This is a genomic window from Streptomyces sp. SID10853 (genome assembly GCF_010548145.1).
Taxonomy (GTDB): domain Bacteria; phylum Actinomycetota; class Actinomycetes; order Streptomycetales; family Streptomycetaceae; genus Streptomyces.
On sequence record NZ_JAAGLN010000158.1, the window covers coordinates 1 to 16,595 of the forward strand.

Below are 16,595 nucleotides of genomic sequence, written 5' to 3' on the forward strand. Positions count from 1 at the left end.
CCCCGGGCGGGGCCGCGCACTCCATCACCCGGGGCAGCCGCAGCGCGGCGACGGCGCCGAGCAGCAGCAGCCCGGCGCTGACCAGCAGGGTGACATGCAGCCCATGGACGAAGGCGTCCCTGGCGGCCCTGCGCAGCGCGGCCCCGGCGGGGCCGCCGAGCCGGGCGGACACCTCGTACGCCTCCCCCAGCGAGTTGGCGGCCTGGTGGCTCGCCGTCGCGGGGACCCCGTGCACCGAGCGGAGCGACGGGCCGTAGGCGGCGTTCATGACACTGCCGAGGAGCGCTATGCCCATCCCCGCGCCCAGCTGGTACGAGGTCTCGCCGATCGCCGCGGCGCCGCCCGCCCGGTCGGCGGGCGCCTCGCTGAGCATCGACTCGTACGCCCCGAAGAGCGTGGCCTGAAGCCCGAAGCCGAGCAGGACGAAGGAGACGGTCAGCAGCGGCGGATCGTCGTGGGCTCCCATTCTGACCAGGCAGAGCACGGCGACCGCGGTCAGCACGAACCCGGAGCCGACCATCCGGCGCGGTCCGACGCGGCGCAGGACGGAGGAGCCCATCGCCCCCGCGGTGATGGCGGCGAAGGTGAGCGGGAGCAGCCGCAGACCGGTCGCGAGCGGGCTGAGGCCGAGCACCAGCTGGAGGTACTGGACGGCGATCAGCTCCAGGCCGACCAGGGCCAGCATGGCCAGGACGATGCAGCCGACCGCCGTGGTGAAGGTGGGCCGGGAGAACATCCGGATGTCGATGAGCGGATGTTCCCGGCTCCGCTGCCGCCGCACGAAGAGCACCAGCAGCACGGCTCCGGCCACCAGCGGTACGAGCGTGGCGGGGCCGAGTGCCCCTTCGCCGCCGCCGATGCGCTTCACACCGAGGACCACGCCCAGCACTCCGGCGGCGGCCATCAGCGCACCGAGCACGTCCCACGGGCCGTCCGCGCTGCCGCGCGACTCGGGCAGCACCCAGCGGGAGAGCGGCAGCAGCACCGCCATCAGCGGGAGGTTGATCAGGAAGACCGAGCCCCACCAGAAGTGCTCCACGAGGAATCCGCCGAGGACCGGGCCGATGGCGGCGCCGACCGCGGCGACCGCGGTCCAGACGCCGATGGCCACGGCGCGTTCCCGGCGGTCGGGAAAGACGTCCCGCAGGACCGACAGGGTCGCCGGCATGATCATGGCGCCGCCGACCCCGAGCAGGGCGCGGGCGCCGATCAGGAGCTCGGGAGTGGGGGCGAAGGCCGCGACGGCCGACGCCACCCCGAACAGGGCGTAACCGATCAGCAGGATGCGGCGGCGGCCCACCCGGTCGCCGAGTGTGCCGAAGAGGATCAGCAGCGAGGCACAGACCAGCGGATAGGCGTCGACGATCCAGAGCAGCTGGATCGCGCCGGGGCGCAGGTCCTCGGTGACCGCGGGGACCGCGACATGCAGGACGGTCGCGTCGAGCGCGACCAGCAGCAGGCTGACGCACAGGACGACGAGCACGACCCAGCGGTTGGCGCCGGCTGCGACGGCCGGGCGCCTGCCGGTCGCGGACGTCCCTGACATGCGCGTACCTCCCACAGCGGTGTGTCCCTCGCGCTCGGCGGACCCGCGGGGAACCGATGGCCCTCCGGGCCCGGCTTCGACGGGCGAGTGAGCCGTCAGAGTACGCGAGACCTCGCGACTGTCACGTGGCCCATCTCACCTCCCCGGGCACGGGTCCGCGCCGTGGAGCCACCCGCGCAAACGATCTTGTGCGGGGTGCGGTGCGGCTGCGGCGGCCGGGGAGAAATACCGAGTGCATACCTCGAAAGTCTTTACCAGAGGGCCGATAACACGAGCGTAAGGGCCTTCTTGCATATAACGAGACCCACGAACCGCTATTCGACATTCCGTTGGAATAAACAAGCCGCTGAGACATAGTCCACATCACATCGTCATCACAAAGAGACCGGATCGGCCGGCCTTGTCACTCACCCGCTGTAACGTCGATTGAGTGCGTATCGACCGAATCTTTGCCCGCCTGGACCGGGAGCCGGAACCGCCGAAGCTAGAGATCCCGCGGATGAGCCGGACCCGGGTCGCCCTGCTCGGCTCGACGCTGGCCTTCTACCTGGCCATCGTCATCGCCGTGCTGTCGACGTCCTGGCTCGTGGAGCTGGACTGGAAGGTCATGCTCTTCCGGCCGTACCAGCAGTGGCCGCAGCTGCATGCCTTCCTCGACTACTTCGTGGTGCTCGGCCAGCGCGGCCCCACCGCGGTGATGGTCGCGGCGTGGCTCGGCTGGCGCTCCTGGCGGCAGCACACCCTCAGACCCCTGCTGACCCTCGGCGCGGCCCTGCTGCTGCTGAACATCACGGTGGGCGCGGTCAAGCTCGGCCTCGGCCGGCTCGGCCCGCACTACGCCACCCAGATCGGATCGGCCGAGCTCTTCGCCGGCGGCGATATATTTCCTTCGGGACACACCGCCAACGCGGTCGTGACCTGGGGAATCCTCGCCTATCTGGCGACCACCCCGCTGGCCAGGCGCTGGCTGTCGGTGGGCTCGTCCGCGCTGGCCCTGGGGGTCGGAGCCACCACGGTCTACCTCGGCACGCACTGGCTGAGCGATGTGCTGCTCGGCTGGGCCGCCGGCCTGCTGGTCCTGCTCGCCCTGCCCTGGTTCGAGCCGCTGATCGGCCGTACCGAGACCGCGGTCTTCGCGGTGCGCGAGAGGCTGCGCGACTCCCGCCGCAGGTCCGCCGCACCGGCGCCCGTACCGGTCGACGTCCAGCCTGCGCTCTTCCCGCACGGCCACCCGCGCGCCGAGGGCTCCGACGAGGAGAGCCAGCCGCTGGAGCCGGTGGGGATCGCCGGGCGCTCCGCCACCGCCCCCAGGAACAGCACACACCCCACCTCGCTCCAGCGGGCGCACGGTCCGCGTTCGGAGCGCACCCCCGTCACACCGGCCGGCAGCCGTCGCCCCCCGCACGCCGACCGCACCCCGCGCACCGGGCAGACCCGCCCGGTGCCGGGCGGCTCCACCTGACTCCTGACTCCACCCGACCACGGAGGCGGTACGCGCAGACTTCCCCCGCAGCACGAAGGCCCCGGCCGGGGATCACACCCCGGCCGGGGCCTTCGTACGTACCGCGTACAGCGGGTCCGGGGCCTGCCGCGGCCGCGGACACCGGATCAGCCCGGCCAGCAGCGGACGACCTTCCCCCCGTCGACCTCGAAGTTGAGCCGGCCCGACTGGAACTCCATGGTGATGACCGTGCCCGTGGGCAGCGCCCGCACGGTGGACCAGCCACGTTCCCTGGCCAGCCGCCCTGCTTGCTCCTCGTCGAGGCCCACATAGCTGTCGGGGGCGTCGTCGGGCTGTACGGGAGGGGTCGGAATGGGTGCCATGACACCCACCGTAGGCCCCGGGCCGGGGCGACGGAAGGCCGGAGGCACCGGTGCCGGGACCGCGTCGGCGGCTGTGCGCTGTCACACTTCTGTCACAGCACCACGACACCTGTTCGGCCGCGCTCCGTCACCCGAAGGGGTGTTCCGCTCATGTCGAATCGGCATTGTACGGAAGGTGAACTGCGGGGTAATTACCGCCCCGGAATTACCCCGGCGCCTGGCCCCTCACGGACCCCCGAATTCCCCGGCGATTAGAGCGGGAGAAAAATAGCAGGAACGCGGCTGGTTCACGAATTCCCTACAGAATCCGCACCGCGCGGATGCCCCGCTCCTCAGCCCTTCGGCGGGTCGCACCGCACGCTGAGGTCGTTGTCCACGGTGTAGTACGGCGTAGCTGTGGCAGCCCGCTCCGCGCCGTCGCCGCACGGCGAACCGGGATAGACGAAGACGGACTTGCGGTCGGCGATGTCGTCGAGGATCCGGCTGATCCGGGCCGCGGGACCGCCCGCGGTCGGCCCCCCTGGCAGCAGCCAGAGGTCCCAGATCCGGGCCGCTCCCCCGGCTCCCTCCGCCCCGGCCCCGCCGGCCAGCGCCCGGCAGGGCAGCGTGCAGCTGAACGTCTTGTCGCCGCCGGTCCGCACAGGCTCCCGGTGCACCTCTCCCGGGACGCCGCGCAGCCTCGCCTCGACCACCGCGTCCGGGCCGGGCTCAGCGCCGTACAGCCGCCCCTCGACGGTCAGCCCGCCGCCCCGCACCGTGAGCGCGCCGGCTTCCGCGTGCGGTGCGCGGGACCAGCTGCGGACGGCGAGCAGACCGTCGGCCGTGCGGTACGGGATCCGAACGGCAACGGTCGTGGCCGCGGGATCCGGTGTGCGGTCGACCAGCTCCCGCAGGTCCCTGAGTCCCGGCTCGGCGCGCTGCTCACCGGCAGGGCCCTCCGTGAAGACGTCCCAGCGCCCCTCGCGGAGCCCGGCCGCCGCGTCCAGCACCGCACCCGGCCGCCCGTCCGGCGACGGGGTGAGCGCCAGCCGGACCCGGTCGCCGGACTTGCGCCGCTGCAGTACGAGCCCGGCCGGGCCGGCCGCCGTGACAGTGAAGGCGATGGCGCCGTCGGCGCGGGCCGTGCAGTCGACCGCGTACGGCAGCCGGCCCTCGCTCGTCCCCGTCACGCGGCCCTCCTCCGTCTCCCTCATCCGGCCCTCCTCCTTCGCACCGCACCGGAGATCCGGTGCCGCAGTCCGTACGCCTTGCTCCCGGCCGTGCCACGGGCGCGCAGCAGCCCTTCGCCCAGTGCGCTCCGGGGCGGTCCGCCGCCGTGCCGGGCGGCCAGTTCCGTGAAGAGCGCTTCGTGGCGTGCGGCGACCGGCGCGGGGTCGAAGCGCGCCGCGTTGTCGCGCGCGGCCTTTCCCATCCTGGCCCGCCCGGTGTCGTCCTCGATCAGTGCGAGCAGGGCCGAAGCGATGGCCCCGGTGTCACCGACGGGCACCAGCAGTCCGTCGACGCCGTCCGTGATGATTTCGCGGGGTCCGTGCGGGCAGTCGGTGGAGACCGCAGGCAGACCCGAACGCATCGCCTCGACGAGGGACATGCCGAAGGACTCCAGACGCGAGGTGACGGCGGCGACCGAGCCCTTCACCCACTCCGCCTCGATGGGGTTGGCCGGGCCCATCAGGAAGACGTGGTTGTAGAGCCCCAGTTCGTCGATCAGGGCCCGCAGCGCGCCCTTCTCGTTGCCGCTGGCGTCGCCCGCGCCGTAAATCCGCAGCCGCCAGTCCGGGCGGACCGCCACCACCTGCCCGAAGGCCCTGATCAGCAGGTCGAACCGCTTCGTCTCGGTCAGCCGGCCCGCGGCCACGACCCACTTCGCCGTGGTGTCCGAGCCGGGGAGCCGCGGCTCGGGAACGCTGTTGGGAATGGCCTCGATCCGCAGCCCGGGGAGGGCGAGCCGGGTGCGGTAGGCGTGTGCGTCGGCCTCGGAGACGGTGGTGACCGCGTCCAGCAGGCCGTAGTGGTGACCGATCTCGCGGCGCAGCAGGGCCTTGTGGCTGTCGAGCGTGAGGTGTTCCTGGCCGACCCGGACCGGGCCGCGCCGCGCCTGCCGGGCGATCTGCACATTGAGCCCCGGACGGGTGCCGACGATCACGTCGGCCTCCAGGGACTTCAGATATCCGGCGATCCGGGTGTCCGTGAGCCGGCTGTACTGGCGGTGGCGGTGGTCGCCCCGGGGGAAGACGGTGGCAGGCCGCGCATGGTCCGGATCGTTCCCGGCGAAACCCTCGCTGTCCTTGCGCATGTCGACGAGGTGGCTCATCCGTACGTTGCCGGGTGCGCCGAGCGTCGGACGGTCGAGGTGGCGGAAGACGGACACGATCTCCACGTCGTGCTGCTCGGCCAGCGTGCCGGCCAGTGTGAAGGTGGTCCGGATCGTGCCGCCGATGCCATAGGCGTTGTGGAGCATGAAAGTGATGTGCATGTAGCCGTCGTGTCCCCCGCGTCGCCGCCTGTGCCCGGGGCCGCGGCCCTCCGGCACCCCCGGTGTCCCGGATCCCCCCGTGACTGCCGTGCGAAGGGACTCTACTCGGCGGCCGCGGGCCGCTCAGGCGGTGCCCCGGGCCGTGGCCGGAAGCGTCAGCCGGGTGCCGACGGCGAGCTTGTCGGGGTGCGCCCCGACGGCACGCGCGTTGGTCCGGTAGAGCGCGGACCAGCCGCCCTTGACCCGGTAGCGCCTGGCGACGGAGCTGAGGGTCTCGCCCGGCGCCACGACATGGACCCGGTCCGCGGACTCGCCGAAGCCGTACCGCTTGGAGCAGACCGGCCACGCCTGCCAGCCCTGGGTGGCCAGAATCCGCTCCGCGACGGTGATCTGCTGCTCACGGGTGGCCAGGTCGGCCCGCGGGGCGTAGGCGAGGCCGCCGTTCTCGGCCCAGGTCGACTGGAGGATCTGGAGCCCGCCGTAGAAGGAGTTGCCGGTGTTGGCGTCCCAGTGGCCGCCGCTCTCGCAGTCGGCGATGCACCCCCACGGCCGCTGGTCGCCGGTGCAGGGCAGCGGCTCGGAGCCGGAGGTCCCGGCGCGGGCAGCGGCGGCGGGCCGGGGCTCGGCCTGCGCGCCGGACGGCGCCAGGGCGATCAGCAGGGCCAGCAGGGCGGCGGGCCACATACGCGGGGTCGGCATCCGGCCACGCTAGACAGAGCGGATCAGATGATGATCGTGCCGCGCGGCGGACGACGGCCGCCCCACCCGGTCGGCCGACCGCGTCCATTTCCGTCCGCCTTTACGCGTGACTCCACAAGCCGGTCTCCCGTTGTTCTCTTGTTGGCCGGGAACTGCCCGGCGTACGCACCGAGTTCGAGGAGCCATCCGTGCCGCGCATGCTCGACGTCAGCCAGGACGTACGTGCCGAGATCGGCGACGAAGAAGCCGATCTCCTGCTCGCCGGGGACAACGCCCCGGGCAGCTACGACTGCACCTCCTGCCGCACCCCCGGCGACTCCGAGCAGGAGCGCACCAGCACGGTGCTGTTCGTCGGCGACGAGACCGCCGTGCTCGCCTTCGCCCACGCCACCTGCATCCCCTCACAGGTCGTCAAGGTCTCCGAGACGCAGCTCCAGGGCGCCGTACGGAGCATCACGGGCGAGGGCGCCGACGCACAGCAGGCCCCGCCGGCCCCCCCGGTCGCCGCGGCCCCCGAGCAGGCCGTGCTCGGCATCACCAGCGGACTCGTACTGATCCAGGGCGACCTCCACCCGGCGCTGGTCGTCGAACCGACCGCCCCGGTGGTCCGCCCCGGCTCCACCGGCACCGGCGACGACTTCCTGCAGCTCCTGACCGAGCAGGGGTTCCTGCCCGTCACCGGTCTTGAGCAGGTGCCCGGCGCGCTGCCGGGCTGGTCCGTGCTGCTCGCCATGGGACAGCTGCACGCCATCCTGCAGCCGGGTACGGGTGGCGGCAGCCCGGTCTCCTGGTGGCAGGCGCACCAGCCGCTGCATGTCACGGACGGCTGGCGCACGGCGGCCAACAAGTCGCACACGGTGCTGGTCTTCGCGGCGCCCGCGGGGTCGATCGGCCAGCAGGGCCGCGAGGACCTGCTGCGGGACGCCCTGGAGCGGGCGGCGATGCGGGGCGCGCTGGTGGCCGCCGCTCTGCCGCTGGCCGGCACCTGAGAGAACCGGACGCCGGACGCCGATACCCCCCAGACCCTGTCCGGTCCGGGGGGTATCAGCATGTATGCACGGAAAAATCCATACTTAGCGCCCGCATCCGATGGGCCCGGGGGTCGTTGACCTTGTGTGCACCCCTATGAGCCGAGCCGCCAGCCGTACCAGACTCCGATCCCCGCGATGCGCCCGTCGCAGGACCCGTCGGGGAACCGTTCCGCCACACCGATCTACGACGCGCTCTACTCCGAGTACCGCAGATCGTTCCGTACGCTCCCCGGCGACCGGAACAACGAGGAGCACACGGGCTTCACCGCGTTCGGCACCGGTATGCACGGAACAGGACCGCACGGCCCCGGGACGCATGGCGCCGGACCGCACGGCAGCGGCATGCACGGGAACGGGATGCACACGGGCGGCGGCGCGCAGCGCCCGCCGGAGAACCCCGGGGGCTGGCAGCGCCAGCACAACGGCAGCCACGCACGGCCCGCGCTGCCGCCGGGCCCGCGCAGGGGTCTGTGACAGCTGCGGGTTGTTGTGCGGGCCGGGACCGGGCCCGCACAACGGCTACTTCTTGCGGCCGCGCTTCTCGCGCACCCGGACCGAGATGTGGATCGGTGTGCCGTCGAAGCCGAACTCCTCACGGAGCCTGCGCTCGATGAAGCGCCGGTAACCGGCCTCCAGGAAGCCGGACGCGAAGAGCACGAAGCGCGGCGGCATCGTGCCGGCCTGCGTACCGAAGAGAATGCGCGGCTGCTTGCCGCCGCGGACCGGGTGCGGGTGCGCGGCGACGATCTCACCGAGGAAGGCGTTGAGCCGGCCGGTCGGGATCCGGGTCTCCCAGCCCTTGATGGCCGTCTCGATCGCCGGGACCAGCTTCTCCATGTGGCGCCCGGTGCGGGCGGAGACGTTCACCCGGGGCGCCCACGCGACCTGGCCGAGCTCGGTCTCGATCTCCCGCTCCAGGTAGTAGCGGCGCTCCTCGTCGAGGTTGTCCCACTTGTTGAACGCGATGACCATCGCCCGGCCCGCCTCGACGGCCATGGTGATGATGCGCTGGTCCTGGACGCTGATGGACTCGGTGGCGTCGATCAGGACGACGGCGACCTCGGCCTTCTCGACGGCGGCCGCGGTACGCAGCGACGCGTAGTAGTCCGCGCCCTCCTGGAGGTGCACCCGGCGGCGGATGCCCGCCGTGTCGATGAACTTCCAGACGATGCCGCCGAGCTTGATCAGCTCGTCGACCGGGTCACGGGTGGTGCCGGCCATCTCGTTGACGACGACACGGTCCTCGTTCGCGACCTTGTTGAGCAGCGAGGACTTGCCGACGTTCGGACGGCCGATGAGCGCGATCCTGCGCGGGCCGCCGACCGTGTTCCCGAAGGTCTGCGACGGTGCCTCGGGAAGCGCTTCGAGTACGGCGTCCAGCATGTCGCCGGTGCCGCGGCCGTGCAGCGAGGAGACGGGGTGCGGCTCGCCGAGCCCGAGCGACCAGAGCGTGCTGGCGTCGGCCTCGCCGCTCTGCCCGTCGACCTTGTTGGCGCAGAGCACCACGGGCTTGCCCGACCGGCGCAGCAGCTTCACGACGGCCTCGTCGGTGTCGGTCGCGCCGACCGTCGAGTCGACCACGAAGACCACGGCGTCGGACGCCTCGATGGCGTACTCGGCCTGGGCGGCGACCGAGGCGTCGAGGCCCAGGACGTCCTGCTCCCAGCCGCCGGTGTCGACGACCTTGAAGCGGCGTCCTGCCCACTCCGCCTCGTAGGTCACACGGTCGCGGGTGACACCCGGCTTGTCCTGGACGACCGCCTCACGGCGGCCGATGATGCGGTTCACCAGGGTCGACTTGCCGACATTCGGCCGGCCGACGACGGCGAGGACGGGCAGGGGGCCGTGTGCGGCCTCCTCAAGAGCGCCTTCGACGTCTTCGACGTCGAAGCCCTCTTCCGCGGCGAGCTCCATGAACTCCGCGTACTCGGCGTCGCCGAGTGCTCCGTGGTCGTGCTGGTCGTTCATGAAGTCCGTTCCTCTGTTGCGTCATCGATGGACCGCGGTTGCGCGGTCCACTACTCAAGTCTCACTCAGCGCCCGGTGAGGCGCCTGGCACTTTCCAGGTGGGCGGTGAGCCGCTGCTGGATCCTCGCGGTGGCCTCGTCCAGCGCCTTGCGCGTACGCCGTCCGCTGCCGTCTCCCGCGTCGAAGGGGCCGCCGAACACCACGTCGACCCTGCTGCGCAGCGGCGGCAGTGCCCTGATGAGGCGTCCGCCGCGTCCGGTACTGCCCAGGACCGCCACCGGGACGATCGGCGCCCCCGCCCGCAGCGCGAAGTACGCGAGTCCCGCGCGCAGCGAGGCGAAGTCGCCCTCGCCCCTGGTGCCCTCGGGGAATATCCCGAGGACTCCCCCGCCGGACAGCACCCCGAGCGCATCGGTGACCGCTGCCCTGTCGGCGATCGCACGGTCCACTTTCAACTGCCCGATTCCGCGCAGGAACGGGTCGAGCGGACCGGCGAACGCCTCTTTCTTGATCAGGAAATGCACCGGCCGCGGCGCGGTTCCCATCAGCATGGGTCCGTCGATGTTGTGCGAGTGGTTCACGGCCAGGATGACCGGACCGCTCGCCGGGACCCGCCACGCGCCGAGGACGCGGGGCCGCCACAGGCCGTACATCAGCCCGATGCCGATGCCACGCCCGACCGCGGCACCGCGTGGCCCGGGTGGGGTCACCTGGCGGCCCGCTTCTCCTCGACGAGGGTGACGACGCACTCGATGACCTGCTGAAGGGTCAGTTCCGTGGTGTCCACCTCGACCGCGTCGGCCGCCTTGGCGAGGGGCGACGTCTTACGGCTGGAGTCGGCCGCGTCCCGCTTGACGAGGGCGTCCCTGGTGGCGGCGAGGCCGGCGGCCTGGCTGCCCTTGAGTTCGCCGCTGCGCCGGGCGGCCCTGGCCTCGGGGGAAGCGGTCAGGAAGACCTTGAGGTCCGCGTCCGGGAGGACGGTCGTCCCTATGTCGCGGCCCTCGACGACGATGCCGCCCTCGGCCGCGGCCGCGATGTCCCGCTGGAGCTCCGTGATCCGGGTCCGCACCTCGGGGACCGCGCTCACCGCGCTGACCTTGGCGGTGACCTCCTGGGTGCGGATGGGGCCCGACGCGTCGGCGCCGTCGACCGTGATGGTCGGGGCGGCCGGGTCGGTGCCCGAGACGATGGAGGGCTTGGCCGACGCGTTCGCGACGGCGGCCGCGTCCTGTACGTCGACGCCGTTGGCGATCATCCACCAGGTGATCGCCCGGTACTGGGCTCCGGTGTCCAGGTAGCTCAGCCCGAGCTTGGCGGCGACCGCCTTCGACGTGCTGGACTTGCCCGTGCCGGAGGGGCCGTCGATGGCGACAATCACTGCTGCCGGGGTGTTCCGGGCGGCGGTTTCCACGGTGACGGACACCTTCCTGCTTCACGGGCGGTATGTGCGGGACGCCGGTGCGCCCCGCACAAGGTTACTGGCTGGGGCGACCGTCCCGTTACGCCGTCCGGCGGCGGCGCCCGGCCCGCACGCGCGCGGGCGCCCGCGACCGTGGGCGGGCCCGTTACTGGCGCAGCGACCAGCCGTGCTCCTGGAGCGACGCGGCCAGTACGGGGGCCGCGCTCGGCTCCACCATCAGCTGGACCAGTCCGGCCTGCTGTCCCGTCGCGTGTTCGATCCGTACGTCCTCGATGTTGACCCCGGCCCGGCCGGCGTCCGCGAAGATCCTGGCCAGCTCGCCCGGCTGGTCGCTGATGAGCACCGCCACGATCTCGTAGGCGGCCGGTGCGGCACCGTGCTTGCCCGGCACCCGGACCCGGCCCGCGTTGCCCCGCTTCAGTACGTCCTCGATGCCCGCGACCCCGGTGTGCCGCTTCTCCTCGTCGGCCGACTCCAGGGCACGCAGCGCCCGTACCGTCTCGTCCAGGTCCTCGGCGACCCCCGTCAGGACGTCCGCCACAGGACCGGGGTTGGCCGAGAGGATCTCCACCCACATCCGGGGGTCCGACGCGGCGATCCTGGTGACGTCCCTGATGCCCTGGCCGCAGAGCCGTACGACCGTCTCGTCCGCCTGCTCAAGGCGGGCCGCGACCATCGAGGAGATCAGCTGCGGGGTGTGCGAGACCATGGCCACGGCCCGGTCGTGCGCCTCGGCGTCCATCACCACGGGCACCGCCCGGCAGAGCGCCACCAGCTCGAGCGCCAGGTTGAGCACCTCGGTCTCGGTGTCCCGGGTCGGGGTGAGCACCCAGGGGCGTCCCTCGAAGAGGTCGGCGGTCGCGGCCAGCGGGCCCGAGCGTTCCTTGCCCGCCATCGGGTGCGTACCGATGTACGGGGCCAGGTCGCAGCCCATCGCCTCCAGCTCGCGGCGCGGCCCGCTCTTCACGCTGGCCACGTCGAGGTAGGCGCGGGCGACGCCGCGGCGCATCGCGTCGGCCAGGGTCGCGGCCACATGGGCGGGCGGCACGGCGATGATCGCGAGGTCGGCCCGGCCTTCGAGCGGTTCGTCGGTCCCGGCGCCGAGCGCGGCGGCCGTACGGGCCTGGGCCTCGTCGCGGTCGACGAGGTGGACGTCGACCCCGCGGCCGGCGAGGGCGAGGGCCGCCGAGGTGCCGACCAGGCCGGTTCCGATGACGACGGCGGTTCTCACTGGGCGATGTCCTTGCGCAGGGCGCCTGCGGCGCCGAGGTAGACGTGGGTGATCTCGGGCTTGGGCAGTTCGCTCTCGATGTGCGCGAGGATCCGCACGACGCGCGGCATGGCCCCGGCGATGTCCAGTTCCTGGGCACAGATCAGCGGGACGTCCACGATGCCGAGACCGCGCGCGGCAGCCGCGGGGAAGGCGCTGTGCAGGTCCGGGGTGGCGGTGAACCAGATACTGATCAGGTCGTCGGCGGTGAGGCCGTTGCGCTCCAGGATGGCCGTGAGGAGGGCGGCGACCTGCTCCTCCAGGTGTCCGGCCTCGTCCCGCTCCAGCTGGACGGCTCCCCTGACCGCTCGTACCGCCACGTCCTGCTCCTCGCCCTTGTGAAACGTCCGCCGCGCGTCTGCCGCACCGGCTCCGACCAGAGTAGTCAGCCGTACCGGCATCCGGCCTCCGCGCCCGTCCTGCGAGACGGGAGGGGCGCGGAGGGACGGTCGGGCAGGGAGGGGAAGAGGCCGACGGGCACGGAACGGGGGGAAGAGGCTGACGGGCAGGCCCTGCGGACGGACGCACGGGGGCGGACGGGCGCGCGCCTGGCGTAGCCTCTCGCCATGCGGCTCACCCCCGGCGATCTGGTCCGTGACCACACCGTCTACTCCTGTGTGACAGGCTCACGCGCCTTCGGTCTGGCCACCGGCGCCAGCGACACCGACCGCCGCGGGATCTTCCTCGCGCCGACCCCGCTGTTCTGGGGCTTCGGGAAGCCGCCGACCCATGTGGAGGGCCCGGCGGACGAGCAGTTCTCCTGGGAGCTGGAGCGCTTCTGCGAGCTGGCGCTGCGCGCCAACCCCAACATCCTGGAGTGTCTGCACTCCCCGATCGTCGAGCACATCGACGCCACGGGCCGTGAACTCCTGTCCCTGCGTGCCGCGTTCCTCTCCCGCGCCGTCCACCGCACCTTCACCCGGTACGCGATGGGCCAGCACAGGAAACTGGCGGCGGACGTACGGCAGTACGGCGCCCCGCGCTGGAAGCACGCCATGCATCTGCTGCGGCTGCTGGCCTCCTGCCGCGATCTGCTGCGCACCGGCGAGCTGGTGACCGATGTCGGCGAGGCCCGGGAGCCGCTGCTCGCCGTCCGGCGGGGTGAGGTGGGCTGGCCGGAGGTGGAGCGGTGGATGTCCCGACTGGCCGATGAGGCGGCGGAGGCCGCCGCCCGCACCCCGCTGCCGCCGGAACCGGACACCGCCCGGGTCGAGGACTTCCTCTTCAGGACCCGCCGGGAGTCGGCGCTCCGGCCGGAGCGGCCCGCCGTACGGTGACCGCCCGGGCGGCTCCCGCGCCGTGATGAATCGGCCGCTCCCGCGCCGTGACCGCTCCGGCGGCTCCTGGGCGGCTCCTGGGCGGCTCCGCGCCGTGATCACCGGGCCGCTCCCGCGCGCCCCCGGTCGCTCAGGCGTCCCAGAGCGCGCCGAGCGCCAGCAGCTCGCCGTGGTGCTCGATCCGCTCCGCCCACTCCCGCGGCCAGGCGCCGGGGCCGATGCGGGCACCCGCGAAGGCACCGGCCAGGCAGGCGATCGAGTCCGAGTCGCCCTTGGTGCAGGCGGCCCTGCGCAGCGCCAGGAGCGGTTCGTCCGGGAAGAGCAGGAAGCAGAGCAGCCCGGTGGCGAGGGCCTCCTCGGCGATCCACCCCTCGCCCGTGGCCAGGCAGGGGTCCGTCTCGGGCGAGGGTGCGCGGAGCGCGTCGACGAGCCGGTCCAGGGCGGCGAGGCAGTCGTCCCAGCCGCGCGCCATGAAGTGGGCGGGGTCCGCGTCCCCCGCGTCCCTCCCGTACGTCCAGAGGTCGCCGAGCCACCGCTCGTGGTAGCGCGTGCGGTTCTCGATGGCGTACGAGCGCAGCTGTCCCGCAAGGCCCGTCGGCTCGGCGCCCTGCGCCAGCAGGAACACCGCGTGCGCGGTCAGGTCGCTCGCGGCCAGCGCCGTGGGGTGGCCGTGGGTGAGCGCCGACTGCAACTGGGCCGCTCCCGCCCGCTGTTCGGTGCTCAGCCCCGGTACGAGACCGAGCGGCGCGACCCGCATATTGGCCCCGCACCCCTTGGAGTGCAGCTGGCTGGCCTGCTGCCAGCGGCGGTCGCTGTCGAGGAGCCGGCAGGCGGTCAGGCAGGTGTTGCCGGGCGCGCGGTTGTTCTCCGGTGAGTGGTACCAGTCGATGAACTCCCGCCGGACCGCGGGCTCCATCGCCGACGGTTCGAGCACCCCGCGGTCCATCACGGTCCGCAGGGCCCGTCCCAGCGCGAGCGTCATCTGGGTGTCGTCGGTGACGAGCGCGGGGCGGGGCAGCTCCATCTCCCGCCACGGCCCGTACCTGGCGAGGATGGACGGGACGTCGTGGAACTCGGTGGGGTAGCCGAGGGCGTCCCCGATGGCGAGTCCGACGAGGGCGCCGGTGGCGGCCTGACCGGTGGTGGTGTCCGTACGGCTGGTACGGCTGACGGGGCTGGCGGGGCTCATTCGGGTCGTCCTTCCGGGCGCAGCAGAGGTGGGTGCAGGGCGGTGGCGGGGCCCGCCCGGTAGAGGGCGGCCGGTTTGCCCCGGCCGCCCGTCAGACGCGCGGCCCCCGGCACCGGTTCGACGAAACCCGGGCTTGCGAGGACCTTGCGGCGGAAGTTGGGGCGGTCGAGCGCGGTGCCCCAGACCGTCTCGTACACCTGCTGGAGCTCGCCGAGGGTGAACTCGGGCGGGCAGAACGAGGTGGCGAGGCAGCTGTACTCGATCCTGGCGCCGATACGGCGGTGGGCGTCGGCAAGGATCCGGGTGTGGTCGAAGGCGAGCGCCCGCCCGGTGCGGGCCGGCATCCACTGGGCGTGGGCCGCGTCGCCGCCGTGCCGCGGCTCAGGCAGGTCGGGGACGAGCGCGGCGTACGCGACGGAGACGACCCGCATCCTGGGGTCGCGGTCCGGCTCGCTGTACGTCCGCAGCTGCTCCAGGTGGAGCGCGGCCGCGGTCTTCCCCGACAGCCCGGTCTCCTCGGCCAGTTCGCGTCTGGCGGCCTCATCGGCCGACTCGTCCGGCAGGACGAACCCGCCGGGGAGCGCCCAGGCGCCGAGGTACGGCGGCCCGCCGCGGCGGATCAGCAGGACGTGCAGCCCGCCCTCCCTCACCGTGAAGACGGCCAGGTCGACGGCGACGGCGAACGGTGTGAAGGCGTAGGGGTCGTACGGCGCACCGGGCCTGCCCTGCTCCATGTGCGGCCCCCTCCGGCACTGCCGGTGCGCGGCCTCCCGGGATCCGGTCCACCCCCGTGGGCCCGGTCCGCCCGGGCGGCCGCACACCCGCCTTCTTTATGGTCACTATGACTATAAAGCAGGGGGCGGGCCGCGGACAAGGCAGGGAGCGGGCCGGGACAAGAGAGAACCCGGCCCCCGCACGGAGCGGGGACCGGGTCCGACGTGCTCTGCGGCCGTGGTTACAGGCCGACTTCCTTCATCAGCATGCCGACCTCGGTGTTGGTGAGGCGGCGCAGCCAGCCCGACTTCTGGTCGCCCAGCGGGATCGGGCCGAAGCTGACCCGGACCAGCTTCTCGACCGGGAAGCCGGCCTCGGCCAGCATCCGGCGGACGATGTGCTTGCGGCCCTCGTGGAGGGTCACCTCGACCAGGTAGTTCTTGCCGGTGTTCTCGACGACGCGGAAGTGGTCGGCGCGCGCGTAGCCGTCCTCCAGCTCGATGCCGTCCTTGAGCCGCTTGCCGAGGTCGCGCGGCAACGGGCCCTGGATGGCGGCGAGATAGGTCTTCTTCACGCCGTACCTGGGGTGGGTCAGCCGGTGGGCCAGCTCACCGTGGTTGGTGAGCAGGATGATGCCCTCGGTCTCCGTGTCCAGACGGCCCACGTGGAAGAGCCGCGTCTCACGGTTGTTGACGTAGTCGCCGAGGTTCTGGCGGCCGTCCGGGTCCTCCATCGAGGAGACGACACCGGCCGGCTTGTTCAGCGCGAAGAAGAGGTACGACTGGGTGGCGACGGTCAGACCGTCGACCTTGATCTCGTCCTTCGGCAGGACCCGGCGGCCCTGCTCCATGACGATCTCGCCGTTGATCTCGACCCTGGCCTGGTCGATCAGCTCCTCGCAGGCACGACGCGAGCCCATCCCGGCCCTGGCCAGCACCTTCTGCAGGCGCTCGCCCTCCTCCTCGGCGCCCGGGAAGGTCTTGGGGGTCTTCACCTGCGGCTTGCTGTGCCGCTCCCTGTTGCGCTCCTCGATCCTCGCGTCGAGCTCGCGCGGCCGCGACGTCTCACGCTGGCCGTGCGGGCCGCGGCGCGGGGGCTGGCCCTGCGGGCTCTTCTTCGGGCCGCCCTTGGCTCCGCCGCGCGCTGCCGCGCGCCGACTGCCGGAGGTCTTGCCCGCGGGCCTG

At 72.6% G+C, this 16,595-nt stretch carries 17 protein-coding genes; 4 read left to right on the top strand and 13 right to left on the bottom strand.

Features of this window, described 5'->3' with window-relative positions:
* Positions 1–1,546: MFS transporter (locus G3I19_RS25060; protein ID WP_164265970.1), on the bottom strand; the 1,546-nt coding region annotated here is incomplete at its 3' end.
* Between the two features lie 430 nt (positions 1,547–1,976).
* Here G3I19_RS25060 and G3I19_RS25065 point away from each other — a divergent pair.
* Positions 1,977–3,008, top strand: a complete 1,032-nt coding sequence (locus G3I19_RS25065) for a phosphatase PAP2 family protein (protein ID WP_164265971.1) — start codon at positions 1,977–1,979, stop codon at positions 3,006–3,008.
* 146 nt (positions 3,009–3,154) lie between these two features.
* Here the strand turns inward: G3I19_RS25065 and G3I19_RS25070 are convergent, their stop codons facing one another.
* The 4 genes from G3I19_RS25070 to G3I19_RS25085 form a co-directional block, all read right to left on the bottom strand.
* Positions 3,155–3,370: an I78 family peptidase inhibitor gene (locus G3I19_RS25070; protein ID WP_164265972.1), complete on the bottom strand. Its 216-nt coding sequence runs from the start codon at positions 3,368–3,370 to the stop codon at positions 3,155–3,157.
* Between the two features lie 332 nt (positions 3,371–3,702).
* Positions 3,703–4,563: a transferase gene (locus G3I19_RS25075; RefSeq protein ID WP_239074800.1), complete on the bottom strand. Its 861-nt coding sequence runs from the start codon at positions 4,561–4,563 to the stop codon at positions 3,703–3,705.
* Positions 4,560–5,843 carry a glycosyltransferase family 4 protein gene (locus G3I19_RS25080; protein ID WP_164265973.1) on the bottom strand — a complete coding sequence of 428 codons (1,284 nt, stop codon included), beginning with the start codon at positions 5,841–5,843 and terminating at the stop codon, positions 4,560–4,562. The genes G3I19_RS25075 and G3I19_RS25080 overlap by 4 nt, the downstream gene beginning before the upstream one ends.
* Positions 5,844–5,966: 123 nt before the next feature.
* Positions 5,967–6,542 carry a transglycosylase family protein gene (locus G3I19_RS25085; RefSeq protein ID WP_164265974.1) on the bottom strand — a complete coding sequence of 192 codons (576 nt, stop codon included), beginning with the start codon at positions 6,540–6,542 and terminating at the stop codon, positions 5,967–5,969.
* A gap of 188 nt (positions 6,543–6,730) precedes the next feature.
* Between G3I19_RS25085 and G3I19_RS25090 the strand changes: the two genes are divergently transcribed.
* Together G3I19_RS25090 and G3I19_RS25095 are read left to right on the top strand one after the other, a co-directional pair.
* Positions 6,731–7,531: a hypothetical protein gene (locus G3I19_RS25090; RefSeq protein ID WP_164265975.1), complete on the top strand. Its 801-nt coding sequence runs from the start codon at positions 6,731–6,733 to the stop codon at positions 7,529–7,531.
* A 177-nt stretch (positions 7,532–7,708) separates the two neighbouring features.
* Positions 7,709–8,047, top strand: a complete 339-nt coding sequence (locus tag G3I19_RS25095; RefSeq protein WP_164265976.1) for a hypothetical protein — start codon at positions 7,709–7,711, stop codon at positions 8,045–8,047.
* A 45-nt stretch (positions 8,048–8,092) separates the two neighbouring features.
* On the opposite strand, the gene der is transcribed toward G3I19_RS25095, so the two are convergent.
* The 5 genes from der to aroH all read right to left on the bottom strand — a co-directional run bounded on the left by der (position 8,093) and on the right by aroH (position 12,551).
* The gene (gene der / locus G3I19_RS25100; RefSeq protein ID WP_164265977.1) at positions 8,093–9,541 is read right to left on the bottom strand and encodes a ribosome biogenesis GTPase Der; all 1,449 of its coding nucleotides are present in this window, start codon (positions 9,539–9,541) and stop codon (positions 8,093–8,095) included.
* A gap of 65 nt (positions 9,542–9,606) precedes the next feature.
* The gene (locus G3I19_RS25105) at positions 9,607–10,194 is read right to left on the bottom strand and encodes a lysophospholipid acyltransferase family protein (protein WP_164265986.1); all 588 of its coding nucleotides are present in this window, start codon (positions 10,192–10,194) and stop codon (positions 9,607–9,609) included.
* Positions 10,195–10,247: 53 nt separating this feature from the next.
* Positions 10,248–10,964, bottom strand: a complete 717-nt coding sequence (gene cmk, locus G3I19_RS25110) for a (d)CMP kinase (protein WP_164265978.1) — start codon at positions 10,962–10,964, stop codon at positions 10,248–10,250.
* A 142-nt stretch (positions 10,965–11,106) separates the two neighbouring features.
* The gene (locus G3I19_RS25115) at positions 11,107–12,192 is read right to left on the bottom strand and encodes a prephenate dehydrogenase (RefSeq protein WP_164265979.1); all 1,086 of its coding nucleotides are present in this window, start codon (positions 12,190–12,192) and stop codon (positions 11,107–11,109) included.
* Positions 12,189–12,551, bottom strand: a complete 363-nt coding sequence (aroH, locus tag G3I19_RS25120; protein ID WP_164265980.1) for a chorismate mutase — start codon at positions 12,549–12,551, stop codon at positions 12,189–12,191. Before aroH ends, G3I19_RS25115 begins: the two co-directional genes overlap by 4 nt.
* Before the next feature lie 246 nt (positions 12,552–12,797).
* Between aroH and G3I19_RS25125 the strand changes: the two genes are divergently transcribed.
* Positions 12,798–13,508, top strand: coding sequence for a nucleotidyltransferase domain-containing protein (locus G3I19_RS25125; RefSeq protein WP_164265981.1), 711 nt, complete (start codon positions 12,798–12,800; stop codon positions 13,506–13,508).
* Between the two features lie 130 nt (positions 13,509–13,638).
* Here G3I19_RS25125 and G3I19_RS25130 read toward each other — a convergent pair whose 3' ends face one another.
* From G3I19_RS25130 to G3I19_RS25140, 3 genes are all read right to left on the bottom strand, one after another.
* On the bottom strand, positions 13,639–14,697 hold the full coding sequence (locus G3I19_RS25130; protein WP_164265982.1) for an ADP-ribosylglycohydrolase family protein: 1,059 nt from the start codon (positions 14,695–14,697) through the stop codon (positions 13,639–13,641).
* Entirely contained in the window at positions 14,694–15,431 is a 738-nt protein-coding gene (locus G3I19_RS25135; protein WP_164265983.1) for an NUDIX domain-containing protein, read from the bottom strand. Before G3I19_RS25135 ends, G3I19_RS25130 begins: the two co-directional genes overlap by 4 nt.
* A 221-nt stretch (positions 15,432–15,652) precedes the next feature.
* The coding region (locus tag G3I19_RS25140; RefSeq protein ID WP_164265984.1) for a pseudouridine synthase at positions 15,653–16,595 on the bottom strand (943 nt) is incomplete at its 5' end.